Annotated in this window: 12 protein-coding genes and 1 riboswitch; of the genes, 7 read left to right on the top strand and 5 right to left on the bottom strand. The window is 77.9% G+C overall.

Going from position 1 to position 12,199, the window contains the following annotated elements:
- Nucleotides 1–54 precede the first annotated feature (54 nt).
- The 4 genes from groL to FHN55_RS14345 all read right to left on the bottom strand — a co-directional run bounded on the left by groL (nucleotide 55) and on the right by FHN55_RS14345 (nucleotide 3,499).
- Nucleotides 55–1,683 (bottom strand): chaperonin GroEL, encoded by a 1,629-nt coding sequence (gene groL / locus FHN55_RS14360; protein ID WP_139713010.1) that lies wholly within the window; start codon nucleotides 1,681–1,683, stop codon nucleotides 55–57.
- A 299-nt stretch (nucleotides 1,684–1,982) separates the two neighbouring features.
- A complete protein-coding gene (locus tag FHN55_RS14355) occupies nucleotides 1,983–2,183 on the bottom strand; it encodes a cold-shock protein (RefSeq protein ID WP_109775913.1) in 201 nt (66 codons plus the stop codon).
- A 374-nt stretch (nucleotides 2,184–2,557) separates the two neighbouring features.
- A complete protein-coding gene (locus tag FHN55_RS14350) occupies nucleotides 2,558–3,157 on the bottom strand; it encodes a LytR C-terminal domain-containing protein (protein ID WP_139713009.1) in 600 nt (199 codons plus the stop codon).
- A gap of 57 nt (nucleotides 3,158–3,214) precedes the next feature.
- Nucleotides 3,215–3,499 carry a DUF3263 domain-containing protein gene (locus FHN55_RS14345; protein WP_306821813.1) on the bottom strand — a complete coding sequence of 95 codons (285 nt, stop codon included), beginning with the start codon at nucleotides 3,497–3,499 and terminating at the stop codon, nucleotides 3,215–3,217.
- A gap of 45 nt (nucleotides 3,500–3,544) precedes the next feature.
- Here FHN55_RS14345 and FHN55_RS14340 point away from each other — a divergent pair, with 45 nt between their 5' ends.
- From FHN55_RS14340 to FHN55_RS14325, 4 genes are all read left to right on the top strand, one after another.
- Nucleotides 3,545–4,219, top strand: a complete 675-nt coding sequence (locus tag FHN55_RS14340) for a uracil-DNA glycosylase (RefSeq protein ID WP_139713008.1) — start codon at nucleotides 3,545–3,547, stop codon at nucleotides 4,217–4,219.
- Between the two features lie 37 nt (nucleotides 4,220–4,256).
- The gene (locus FHN55_RS14335) at nucleotides 4,257–5,075 is read left to right on the top strand and encodes an SGNH/GDSL hydrolase family protein (protein ID WP_139713007.1); all 819 of its coding nucleotides are present in this window, start codon (nucleotides 4,257–4,259) and stop codon (nucleotides 5,073–5,075) included.
- Nucleotides 5,076–5,176: 101 nt separating this feature from the next.
- Entirely contained in the window at nucleotides 5,177–7,351 is a 2,175-nt protein-coding gene (locus FHN55_RS14330) for a hypothetical protein (protein WP_139713006.1), read from the top strand.
- A gap of 34 nt (nucleotides 7,352–7,385) precedes the next feature.
- On the top strand, nucleotides 7,386–8,375 hold the full coding sequence (locus FHN55_RS14325) for a hypothetical protein (protein ID WP_139713005.1): 990 nt from the start codon (nucleotides 7,386–7,388) through the stop codon (nucleotides 8,373–8,375).
- Here the strand turns inward: FHN55_RS14325 and FHN55_RS14320 are convergent.
- A complete protein-coding gene (locus FHN55_RS14320; RefSeq protein ID WP_139713004.1) occupies nucleotides 8,362–8,859 on the bottom strand; it encodes a flavin reductase family protein in 498 nt (165 codons plus the stop codon). The genes FHN55_RS14325 and FHN55_RS14320 overlap by 14 nt on opposite strands.
- A 9-nt stretch (nucleotides 8,860–8,868) precedes the next feature.
- Nucleotides 8,869–8,966, bottom strand: a riboswitch (SAM riboswitch).
- 67 nt (nucleotides 8,967–9,033) lie between these two features.
- On the opposite strand from FHN55_RS14320, the gene FHN55_RS14315 reads away from it, so the two are divergent.
- From FHN55_RS14315 to FHN55_RS14305, 3 genes are read left to right on the top strand one after another with little or no spacing between them, the layout of a single operon-like run.
- Complete coding sequence (locus FHN55_RS14315; RefSeq protein ID WP_139713003.1) at nucleotides 9,034–9,330, top strand: hypothetical protein; 297 nt, start codon at nucleotides 9,034–9,036, stop codon at nucleotides 9,328–9,330.
- Nucleotides 9,317–10,312, top strand: a complete 996-nt coding sequence (locus FHN55_RS14310) for a YeiH family protein (RefSeq protein WP_139713002.1) — start codon at nucleotides 9,317–9,319, stop codon at nucleotides 10,310–10,312. The genes FHN55_RS14315 and FHN55_RS14310 overlap by 14 nt, the downstream gene beginning before the upstream one ends.
- 57 nt (nucleotides 10,313–10,369) lie before the next feature.
- Nucleotides 10,370–11,989: a SpoIIE family protein phosphatase gene (locus tag FHN55_RS14305; RefSeq protein WP_139713001.1), complete on the top strand. Its 1,620-nt coding sequence runs from the start codon at nucleotides 10,370–10,372 to the stop codon at nucleotides 11,987–11,989.
- Nucleotides 11,990–12,199: the final 210 nt, after the last annotated feature.

The raw sequence follows: 12,199 nt of genomic DNA, 5'->3' as shown, positions 1-12,199 counted from the left end.
GAAGGGCGGCACCCCCGGCGAGGGGTGCCGCCCTTCGGGCGTGTCAGGCGGGGATCAGAAGTCCATGCCGCCCATGCCGCCGTCGCCACCGGCCGGGGCCGCAGCGGCCTTCTCCGGCTTGTCGGCGATGACGGCCTCGGTGGTGAGGAACAGGGCCGCGATCGAGGCCGCGTTCTGCAGCGCCGAGCGGGTCACCTTGGCCGGGTCGATGATGCCGGTGCCGACCATGTCGACGTACTCGCCGGTCGCGGCGTTGAGGCCCTGGCCGACGGGGAGGCTGCGCACCTTCTCCGCCACGACGCCGCCCTCGAGGCCGGCGTTGACGGCGATCTGCTTCAGCGGCGCCTCGATGGCGACCTTGACGATGTTCGCGCCGGTCGCCTCGTCAGCGGAGAGCTGCAGGTCGGTGAAGGCCTTGGAGCCGGCCTGGATCAGGGCGACGCCGCCGCCGGCGACGATGCCCTCCTCGACGGCCGCCTTCGCGTTGCGCACGGCGTCCTCGATGCGGTGCTTGCGCTCCTTGAGCTCGACCTCGGTGGCCGCGCCCGCCTTGATGACGGCCACGCCGCCGGCGAGCTTGGCGAGGCGCTCCTGGAGCTTCTCGCGGTCGTAGTCGGAGTCGCTGCGCTCGATCTCGGTGCGGATCTGGTTGACGCGACCAGCGATCTGGTCGGCGTCGCCGGCACCCTCGACGATGGTGGTCTCGTCCTTGGTGATGACCACCTTGCGTGCGCGGCCCAGCAGGTCCAGGCCCGCGGTGTCGAGCTTGAGGCCGACCTCCTCGGAGATGACCTGGCCGCCGGACAGGATCGCGATGTCCTGCAGCATCGCCTTGCGGCGGTCGCCGAAGCCCGGCGCCTTGACGGCGGCGGAGCGGAAGATGCCGCGGATCTTGTTGACGACGAGCGTGGCCAGGGCCTCGCCCTCGACGTCCTCGGCGATGATCACCAGCGGCTTGCCCGACTGGGTGACCTTCTCCAGCAGCGGCAGCAGGTCCTTGATCGAGGAGATCTTGGAGTTGGCGATGAGGATGTAGGGGTCCTCCAGGACCGCCTCCATGCGCTCGCCGTCGGTGACGAAGTAGGGCGAGATGTAGCCCTTGTCGAAGCGCATGCCCTCGGTGAGCTCGAGCTCCAGGCCGAAGGTGTTGCTCTCCTCGACCGTGATGACGCCCTCCTTGCCGACCTTGTCCATCGCCTCGGCGATGAGGTCGCCGATGGCGGTGTCGGCGGCGGAGATGGAGGCGGTCGCCGCGATCTGCTCGCGGGTCTCGACGTCCACGGCGTTGGCGAGCAGCTGGGCGGAGACGGCCTCGACGGCCTTCTCGATGCCGCGCTTGAGGGCCATCGGGTTGGCGCCGGCGGCGACGTTGCGCAGGCCCTCGCGGACCATCGCCTGAGCGAGCACGGTGGCAGTCGTCGTCCCGTCACCGGCGACGTCGTCGGTCTTCTTGGCGACCTCCTTGACGAGCTCGGCCCCGATCTTCTCGTACGGGTCCTCGAGCTCGATCTCCTTGGCGATCGAGACGCCGTCGTTGGTGATCGTGGGGGCGCCCCACTTCTTCTCCAGCACGACGTTGCGGCCCTTGGGGCCGAGGGTGACCTTGACGGCGTCGGCGAGGGTGTTCATGCCCCGCTCGAGACCGCGGCGGGCCTCCTCGTTGAAGGAAATGGTCTTCGCCATGAGCGGTGCTCCTCCGGAACGGGTGGCGGATCGTGTGGTGCTGCCGGCCGGCCGGGCGCCCGCGACGGACGCCGCCTGCGCACCGGGCCTGCACCCGGGGCCTGCGGCTCGCCCAGCACGGCCGGGGAGCGCGGGGCTCCCAGGTCGTGTGCTGGCACTCGGGGTCACCGAGTGCCAGGTACCAGATTGGCACTCTCACCCGCCGAGTGCAAACACGCTGCCCCTGGAACACCCCGGCGGACGCGACGACGGCGCCGCTCCCGTGGGGAGCGGCGCCGTCGTGCGTGCGCTGGGGCGGCTCAGGCGAGGCGGACGGCCTCGGCCTGGGGGCCCTTCTGGCCGGTGCCGACCTCGAACTCGACGGCCTGGCCCTCCTCGAGGGAGCGGTAGCCGTCCATCTGGATGGCCGACCAGTGGACGAAGACGTCGGGACCACCGTCGACGGTGATGAACCCGTACCCCTTCTCAGCGTTGAACCACTTCACGGTTCCGAGTGCCATGGTGCGTGCTCCTGCAGCGGTGCGGTGGTCGGGGAGGGGCAGTGCGCCCGACCCCGGGTCTGGAGTCCGTGGGCCTCGCGGCCCCCGTGCGGCCCCCCTGGCGTGCGTGCTGGAGGAGACGTGTCGCCACTGAACTGATCGACCGGTCGGCAGGCTAGCGCTCAGCGGGCGCGCCGGGCGAGGTCCCGGAGCAGGTCAGCGGCGTCGTCGACCACGCGGGGGACCCGCTCCGGGGCCCTCGCGGACCGCACCGGTCGGCCGTTCCCGCGCGCGACCTGCGGAAGATCGCCCCGCGGCCTCCCGCGAGGGCCCCGCGGACCGCCGTGACCCCCGTTGGGGGCGCTGTCCCACCTGCGGAGGACGTGGGCGGGGGGTCAGCGCAGGACGACGGTGAGCGAGCCGGCCTGCGCGTCCGGGTCCAGCGCCACCTGGGCGCCAGCGCCGATGTCGGCCGCGAGCGCCTTCGCCGCGCCCTCGAGCTCCGCCGTGGGGTGCAGCACCGTCGTGGTGGTGTGCGCCGAGCGCTGCGCGGCGGTGGCGTTGCCGGTGCTGGCGACCTCCCAGCCGCTCGCCCCCAGCTCCGACGCCTCCTCGGCCGCCAGGCCGGTGGTGCGGGTGCCGTTGAGGACGACGACGGGGGCGCTGCGGTCGGGCGCGGCCGGCGCGCTGGAGCTGGGCGGGTCCGCCGGGCTGGCAGCCGCGCTGGCGGCGGGGTCGGCGGCGGGGTCAGCCGCCGCGGGGTCGGTGGCGGGCTCGCCGGCGGCGGCAGGGGCGGCGCTGGCGCTGGCGGCGGGGTCGCCGACGGTGCTCCACGCCGCGTAGCCGGCGCCACCGGCCGCGACGACGACGAGCGCGATGACCACGGGCGCCAGGACGCCGCCGGGTCGCCGCGGCGCGGCGCGGTGAGCGCCGCGACGGCCGTCGCGCGGCGGGGCGACGGCGTCGAAGTCGTCACGCGGGTACGGCGAGCTCACGCCCCGACGGTACGTGCTGGGGCCCCGCCGCGAGGGCGGAACGCGGTGACGCGCGGGTCAGCCCGGCGGGTCCTGCCGGTCGTCCCGCTGCCCGCGGGGGGCGGGTCCGACGTCGAGGTCGCGCCCGGCGGTGCGCTCGTCGCGCAGGCGCCGCAGCCGGCCGACGAGCACGGGGTCGGCGGCGAGGGCCTCGGGGTCGTCCAGGAGGGCGTTGAGCCGCTGGTAGTAGCGGGTGGCCGACAGGTCCAGCTCGTCGCGGACGGCCTGCTCCTTCTCGCCGCGCCGCCGGAAGGTGCGCCGCTCCACGGCGAGCACCGCCAGGTCCAGCTGCGACAGCGCCACCGGCCCACCCTGGCAGAGGCGGCCGGGGCACGGCAGCGTGGGACCGTGACCGCCTCCCCCCTCGCCGTCGTCCACCCCAGCTGGGCCCGCGCCCTGGCCCCGGTCGAGGAGGACCTGGTCCGGCTGCAGACCGAGCTCGACGGGCGGCGGGCCGCCGGGGAGGAGGTGCTGCCGGCGCGGGAGCACGTGCTGCGGGCCTTCGAGCAGCCGCTCGACGCGGTGCGGGTGCTGCTGCTCGGGCAGGACCCCTACCCCCGGCCGGGGCACGCCGTGGGGCTGGCGTTCTCCGTGGCGCCGCACGTGCGGCCGCTGCCGCCCACGCTGCGCAACCTGCTCAAGGAGCTCGCGGCCGACACCGGCCTGCCCGCCCCCTCCTCCGGGGACCTGTCGCCGTGGTCCGAGCGCGGCGTGCTGCTGCTCAACCGTGTGCTGACGGTGCGCGCCGGGGACTCCGGCTCGCACCGCCGGCTCGGCTGGGAGCGGGTCACCGACGCCGCCGTGCGCGCCCTGGCCGCCAGGGGCGGCCCGCTGGTCTCGGTGCTGTGGGGACGCGACGCGCAGACCGCGGGTGGGCTGCTGGCGGGCACCGCCGTCATCACGGGGGTGCACCCCAGCCCGCTGTCGGCGTCGCGGGGGTTCCACGGATCCCGGCCGTTCACGGCCGTCGACGAGGCCCTCCGGGCCCAGGGCGCACCGCCGGTGGACTGGTCGCTGCCCTGAGCAACCGGTGGGGGGCGGCGAGGGCTAGCGTGCGCGGGTGACCGCTGCACCGCTGCGCACGTACCGCCGGTACGTCGCCGTCGGGGACTCCTTCACCGAGGGCATCGACGACCCCGACCCCCGCGCCCCCGGACGCCACCGCGGCTGGGCGGACCGGCTCGCCGACCTCCTCGACGACGACGCGCGCGCCGCGGGGTCGCGGCTGGAGTACGCCAACCTCGCCGTGCGCGGCAAGCGGATGGCCGGGGTCCTCGCCGAGCAGCTGCCGCGTGCGCTGGAGCTGGCCCCGGACCTGCTGAGCATCAGCGCGGGCGGCAACGACATCCTGCGCCCTAACGTGGACGTCGACGCCCTGGCCGCCTCGCTGGACGAGGCCGTCGGCGCGGCCCGCGGCGCCGGTGCGCAGGTGCTGATGGCGTCGGGCTTCGACCCCGCGGGGCTGCCCGTGGTCCGGATGACGCGGGGTCGCGTGGCCACCTTCAACCTCCACGTCTGGTCCATCGCCCAGCGCTGGGACGCGCTCGTGCTGGACCTGTGGTCGATGCGGGCCCTGTACGACGCCCGCCTCTGGGCCCCGGACCGCATCCACCTGGCGCCCGAGGGGCACGAGCGGGTGGCCCTGCTCGCCGCCGCCACCGTGCGGGGCCTGCACGGGGGCGACCTCGGCGCCGCCGAGCGGCAGTGGGCGCAGCCGCTGCCGCCGCAGCCCTCCCCCGGCCGGCTGGCACGTGCCGGCCAGGACGCCGCCTGGGCCCGGGCCCACCTGGCGCCGTGGGTGCGCCGGCGCCTGGAGGGGCGCTCGAGCGGGGACGGCGTCACCGCCAAGCGCCCGGAGCCGCTGCCGCCGGTGCGCTGACGGCCGGGCCCGACCAGCGGGTGCCGGTCGAGCGCGACACGACGCTCCGACGAAGCGCGAAAGCCCCTCCTGGGAGGCCCCTGCGTGCCACCATCGGCTGCATGAGGACGGACCGGCCGCAGCGGCTCACCGGCGCTGCCGGGGGCACGACGGCCGTGGTGCCCGAGGTCCCCCAGGGCAGCTATTTGAGCTCCACCTCCCCCGCGGGCATCCCGCACGCCGCACTCAGCGGTCCCGTCGACACCTCCCCGCCGGCCGAGGCCCCCGAGCGGCGGCGCTCGGAGCGGCGCCGCTGGGCGCCCTCGCCCGACGAGGCGGCCGCCGAGGCGCCGGTGCCCGCGCAGGCGGGCACCCGCCGCGCGCCGGTCCCCGACCTCGACGACGTGCCGGTGCGCCCGCGCTCGGGCGGCCGCGCGCTGTCCTCGCCCGTGGTGCTGCCGCCGTCCGGGCCCGCCGCCAGGCCCGTGGCCGGGCCCGCGCTGTCGCACGAGGCTGCACCGGCGGCCTCCCGGCCGCAGCGCCCGGCCCCCCGCCCGGAGGCGCCCGAGCGCGCCATCCACCTGCTGGGCCTGGCCCAGGACCACGCCGAGCGCGTCCGCGCGGCCGCCGAGGCCGACGCCGCCGCCCTGCGCCGCAGCACCGCCGCAGAGGCGGCGCGCGCCCGCTCGGAGTTCGAGCGGGAGGCCACCGCCCTCGTCGCCCGCGCCCGCGAGGAGGCCGCGGCGGTCCGCGCCGAGGCCGAGCGCCGCACCCGCGACCTGCCGATGCAGGCGCGGCGCGAGGCCGAGGAGCTCACCGACGCCGCCCGTCGCGACGCCGAGGCCGTGCGCGCGGCCGCCGAGGCCCACGCCGCCCGGCTGCGCCGCGGGGCGGACGCCGAGTCTCGCCGCACCCTCGAGGAGGCCGAGCGCCGCGCCGCCGAGCTGCGCGAGGAGTCCGCGCGCCTGCGCCGCGAGGCCTCCGACCTGTCGGCCGCCGTGACGGCGCTGCGCTCCCAGCACGACGACGCCGCCGCCGACGTCGCCTCGCTGCGGGAGCGGTCCGCCGCGGCCATGGCCGAGGCCCACTCCGAGGCGCAGCAGATCGTCGAGGACGCCGCCGAGCAGGCGGCCATGGTGGTCGAGGCCGCCTCCAGCACCGCCGACGCGATGGTCGCGCAGGCGATGGCAGACAGCGCCGCCGCCGAGGAGCACGCCCGCACCGCCCACCAGCGGGCCAGCGAGGAGGGCGACCGGCTGCTGGCCGGCATGCGCGCCGAGGCCGACCAGCTCATGGCCGCGTCCCGCGAGGCAGCGGCCAGGGAGCGGGCCGAGGCCATCGCCGAGGCCGACACGGTCCGGGAGACCGGCCACATCGAGGCCCAGCGCGCCACCGCCGAGGCGTACGCGCAGGCCGAGCGCGTGCTCGCCACTGCGACCGCTGACGCCTCGGCCGCCCGCCGCGCCGCCGAGGAGGAGCTCACCCAGGCCCGCCACGAGGCCTCCCGCGCCCGCGAGCTGGCCGCCGAGGAGGCCGGCCGGGTGCGCCGCGAGGCCCGGGCGCAGGCCGAGAAGGAGCTGGCGGCCGCCGCCGAGCAGACCGCCTGGACGACGAGCACCGTGGACGCGCTGCTCACCGCCGCGGAGGAGGAGGCCCGCGCGGCCCGCAGCCGCGGCCACGCCGAGGCCGCCGCGGCGGTGCGCCGGGCCCGCGTCCGGCTGCAGGCGGTGGTGAGCACGGCGAGCCAGCGCGTGCGCACCCGCCTGGGCGGGCTGGAGCAGGAGGCCGAGCAGCTGCGCCGCAGCGCCGCCGAGGAGCTGCAGACCGCGCGCGCCGAGGCCGTCCGGCTCGTGCGCTCGGCCCGCCAGGAGGCGGACCAGGTGCTCGCCGCGGCCGGGGCCGCGGAGTCGACGGCTCGCGAGCGCTCGCAGCGGCGCGCGGAGGAGGCCGAGCACGGCGCCCGCGCCCTGCGGTCGCGGGTGGCCGAGGAGGTGGCCCGGGCGCAGCGCGAGGCGCAGGACGCCCGCCGCGAGGCCCGCGCCGAGGCCGTGCGCCTGGTGCTGGAGGCCCGCAGCGAGGCCGACCGCGAGCGCGCCGCCGCCGTCGCCCAGCGTGACCGGCTGGCTGCTGAGGTGGCCGAGCTCACCCGTCTGCGTGAGACCGCGGCTGCGGAGCTGGGCCAGCTGTCAGGCATCATCGAGGCGCTCGCCGCGCGGGGCCGCGGCGGCGCCCCGGCGCGCCCGGCGGCGTCGGAGGCCTCCACGGCGAGCGGCCACCGGGTGTCCCTGCCACGGTAGGGGCGCCCGTCCCCCGGCGACCTCCGGAGGCACCATGCCCGACACCGGCGCGTTCCGCACCGTCCTGCGCGGCTACGACCCCGCGCAGGTGGACCAGCACGTCCACCACGTCCAGGAAGCGCTCGGCGAGGCGCGCGAGGTGGCAGCAGAGCTGTCGGAGCAGGTCCAGGCGCTCGAGCACCGGCTGACCGAGCGCGCCGCGGAGGACGCCGCCGAGCTGGTGCGCCCTGAGGCCCTGCAGCCCCGCTACGCCGACCTCGGCGCCCGGGTGGCGCAGATCCTGGCGCTGACCGAGGAGGAGGCGGCCGACCTGCTGGCGCGCACCGAGGCCGAGGCCGACGCGCTGCGCGGCGAGGCGGAGGCGCACGCCCGGCTGGTGCGCACCGAGGCCGACCGGTACGACGCCGCCGTCCGCGCCGACGCCGACGTGGAGGCCCAGCGGGTGCTGGCCGAGGCCCAGCGCCGCGCCGACGACGTGGTCGACGCGGCCGAGCGGCACGCTGCGGCGCGCCGCGAGGAGTCCGAGGCGGCGTGGGAGGACGCCCGCGCCCGCGCGGCGCAGGCCGCGGCCGACTTCGAGCTGGCGCTGGCCACCCGCCGCCACCGCACCGAGGTCGAGGCCGCGGAGCGCGCCCGCGCCCACGCCGAGGAGCTGGAGCGCGCCGAGCGCCTGGTGGCGCAGGCCCGCGACCGCGCCGACGCCGTGGACCAGGAGGCCTCCGCCAGGATCGAGGAGCTGCTCGGCTCCGCGCGCGAGCAGGCGGCCTCGCTCCTGGAGGAGGCGCGCCAGCGGGCGGACGAGGTGCGCGCCGAGTCCCAGCGCGAGCTGGCGGCCGCCACCGCTCGCCGCGACAGCATCAACGCGCAGCTGGCCAACGTCCGCCAGATGCTCGCCACCCTGTCGGGCGGCAGCGCGGCCGCGGGGGCGCTCCCCGTGACGGGTCTGGAGGACGCCGCCCCGTCAGGGGCGCAGGAGACCGAGGTGCTGGACCTGCGCGAGGGTTCGCAGGTCAGACCGCGCTGAGGCGGTGGTACGCCCGGGCGTGGTGCACCAGGGGCGTGCCGCCGTGGACGGCCGTGACCTCCGGGCGCACCAGCAGCAGGACGCTGTCGCCGGCCTCGACGACGTCGTGGACGGGCCCGGCCAGACGGGCCACCACGCCGTGGAGCTCGGGCAGGCCGGTCTCGTCGTAGGACCAGGAGCCGTCGTCGGGGAAGCGGCCCGCCGCCGGGGCGGCGAAGCGGCGCGCCAGCGCCTCCTGGTCATCGGCGAGCAGGTGCACCGCCACGCGCCGCTCGGCGAGCAGCGCCTCCAGGCTGGAGGAGGTGCGCGAGACGTTGAAGGACAGCAGCGGCGGCGCCACCGACACCGAGGCCACGGAGATGGCGGTGAAGCCGACCGGGCGCTCGGGGGACGCGGTGGTGACCACCCAGGCGCTCGAGGCGACGGCGCGGAAGGCCCCGGCGAGGTCCACGACGGGCGCGGTGGTGGTGGCGGTGCAGGTCATGAGGGATCTCCTCCATCGGTCCTGGCGGGAGCACCTGCCTCGTCCGTGGGACGGGCTGGTTGCTGCGGCGTCGACGAGCCAGGTCTCTCGGCCGCTCTGGATGGGCGTCGTCGATGCTCCCCTGGTGGGCGCTCGGTGTCAACGCGACGTCGGGGCGACCTCTAGCGTGGCGGGGTGCAGCGCGTGGTGGTCGGCGTCGCGACCCTCGTCGTCCTGGGGGCCGTCGCCGGTGTCGTCGGGCTCCTCCTGTCCCCGCGCCGGCGCCGGGCCGCGCCGTCCACGGCGGTGCTCCTCGGGGTGGTGCTGGCCTTCGCCGGCGGCTTCGCGGGATACCTGCTGGGGCCGAAGGGCGGGGCGGGCGCCTTCCTGACCGGTCCGGCCTGGGCGGGCGCCGCCGCCGGCGCGCTGCTGGCCGTGGTGCTGCTGGTCCTGCCGCTGCGGCGGCGCGGGGCCGGTCGTGCGCGTCCCTGAGGCCCTCCCCGGCCTGGCCGTCGCCGCGGTCGCGACCGCCGTGGCCTTCGGGGTGTCCTGGCTGGTCCCGGGCCTGGGTCCGACCACCGTGGCGGTGGTCCTGGGCCTGGTGGTGGCCAATGCCGGCCTGCAGCGGGCCGTCCTGGCCCCGGGGACGGCCTTCGCCAGCCGCAGGCTGCTGCGCACCGCCGTGGTGCTGCTGGGGCTGCAGCTGCCGCTGGGCGCCGTGCTGGCGCTGGGCTGGGAGGGCCTGCTCGTCGTCGTCGTGACCGTGGCCGTCACCTTCGCGGGGACGCTGCTGCTGGGGCGGGCCCTCGGCCTGCCCCCCGGCCGAGGCCTGCTGGTCTCCACCGGCTTCTCCATCTGCGGGGCCTCCGCCATCGCCGCGGTGGAGCCGCTGGCGAGGGCCCGCAAGGACGACGTCACCACGGCCGTGGCGCTGGTGACGCTGTGCGGCTCCCTCGCGATCCTCGTGCTGCCGCCGCTGGCGGGGCCGCTGGGGCTGGACCCGGTGGCCTTCGGCGCCTGGGTGGGGGCCAGCGTCCACGACGTCGGGCAGGTGGTGGCCACCGCCAGCCGCGTGGACGGGGCGCTCCAGACCGCCGTCGTGGTGAAGCTGGCCCGGGTGGCGCTGCTGGCCCCGCTCGTGGCGGGGGTGGGGCTGGCGGCCCGGCGCGCCGCCCGCACGGCGGACGGCGGCGACGACGCCGCGCGCGCCCGCGTGCCGCTGCTCCCGCTGTTCGTCGTGGGCTTCCTCGTGGCCGTGGCCGTGCGCAGCACGGGCCTGGTGCCGGCCGGCCTGCTCGAGGCGGCCCAGGTCGTGCAGACGGTGCTGCTCGTGGCCGCCCTGTACGCCCTGGGCACCGGCATCCGGCTGCGGGTGCTGGCCCGCACCGGCGCGCGCTCGCTGGTGCTGGGCCTGGCCTCGTGGGTGCTGGTGGCCGCCGTCGCCTACGCCGGGGTGCGCCTGCTGGGCCTGTGAGCACAGCGGACACCCAGGGGCCTTCTGGCCGGTCGCGCCGCGTGGTTCGATCGGCCGGTGCACCAGGGCGCCGCCGGCGGGACCACCGCCACCGTGCCCGAGGGCTGGTGGCAGCGGGCGCTCGCCAGCATCCCCGACCCCGTCGCCGTCCTCGGGCCGCGCTGGGAGGTGCTGTGGGTCAGCCCGGCGGCGGCCGCGGCGAGCGGGCTCGACCCGGCGGCCGTGATGGGGCGGGTGCTGTGGGACGCGGTGCCCGGCACCGCCACGAGCGAGGAGCCGATGCGGCGCGCGGTGCGCACGGGCACCACCACCACCTGGGAGGCGCGCATCGGCGGGCCCCGCTGGTACGAGCTGCAGGCGGTCCCGCTGGACGGGCTGCTGCTCGTGGTGGCGCGCAGCTCCGACGAGCGGCGGCGGGCCGCCGCGGAGGTCGCCGCCTCCCTGGAGCGCACCCGCCTGGTGCTGGAGGTGTCCACGGCCCTCGGCGCCGCCCGCACGCTCGAGGAGGTCGCCGAGGCCGTCGTGGCGGTGGCCACGGAGAAGCTGGGCGCCGACTACGGCGGGCTGTCCGTGGTGGACCGGGAGGCGCGGCGGGTGCGCACCGCCTCCCGCGCCCAGATCGACCCGGAGGTGGAGGAGGTCTGGGCGGACCTCCCGCTGGACCACCCCGGACCGGCGCCGCACGTGTGCCGCACCGGCGAGGAGCTGGTCTTCGAGCGCCTGGCGGACGTCGAGGGCCGCTTCCCCGCCGTGGCCGACCGCATCCAGCGCTCGGGCCTGCGCTCGGGCGTGGTGGTGCCGCTGGTCGCCGAGGACGCCGTGGTCGGCGCGCTCACGGTGGCCTGGCAGGAGGAGGGCGGCGTCGGCGACGGCGTGCTGGACGTGGTCAGGGCCTCCGCCGGCGCCACCGGTCAGGCGGTGCGCCGCGCGCTGCTGCTCGCCGACCGCGCCAGCGCCGCCGAGGTGCTGCAGCGGGCGCTGCTGGCGCCGCTGCCGCGCGGCCTCGACGTGGAGGTGGCGGCCCGCTACCTGCCGGCGGGCCAGCGCGACCACGTGGGCGGTGACTGGCACGACGCCGTGCCCCTGGACGGCGGGCGCCTGGCGCTGGTGGTGGGCGACGTCGCGGGGCACGACGTCGAGGCGGCTGCCGTGATGGGCCGCGCCAGCGGCGCCCTGCGCTCCTTCCTGCTGGCCGTGGACGGGCTGCCGTCGCGGGCTCTGACGGCCGCCGACGACGCCTTCTGGCGGCTGGACGTGCCGGCCCCGGCCACGGTGGTGGCCGGCGTGCTCACCCCACCGGGGCGCGGCGGCTCCCGCAGCTGGCGGTGGGCCAACGCCGGGCACCCGCCGCCGCTGCTGGTCAGCCCCGGCGGGCGCACCCGGGTGCTGGCGCGCCGCCCGGAGCTGCTGCTGGGGGTGGACCCGAGCACGCACCGCACCGACCACGTGGTGGCGGTGCCGCCGGGGTCGGTGCTGCTGCTGCACAGCGACGGGCTGGTGGAGCGGCGCGACCGCGACCTCGACGAGGGCACCGCGGCCCTGGCGGCGCTGCTGGGGCCCCTGGCGGCCGACCACGCCGGCGCCCCGCTGGAGGAGCTCCTCGACGCGCTCCTGGCGGCGGCGCTGCCGGGGCGGCCCGCGGACGACGTCGTCGTGCTCGCGGTGCGCACCCCCTGAGCGGGTGCGCCGCCCGATCTCGGCGTGCACGATGGCCGGGCACCGCCAGGTCCGCCCGGCGGCGCGCCGGGCCCGTCCGGGCCGGCCCACCAGCAGCAGGAGGCCGCATGTCCCTCAGCGACGACGACATCACCACGACCACCGGTGCGGGTGGGGCGAGCGGCGACGCCGACTCCGGCGACTCCGACGCCACCCAGGTCGACCCGGCCG

The sequence above is a fragment of the Streptomyces sp. NP160 genome, assembly GCF_006335115.1.
Classification (GTDB): Bacteria; Actinomycetota; Actinomycetes; order Actinomycetales; family Quadrisphaeraceae; genus Quadrisphaera.
The sequence above is the reverse complement of the archived record's forward strand: the minus strand, read 5'-3'. Positions and strand labels throughout refer to the sequence as shown.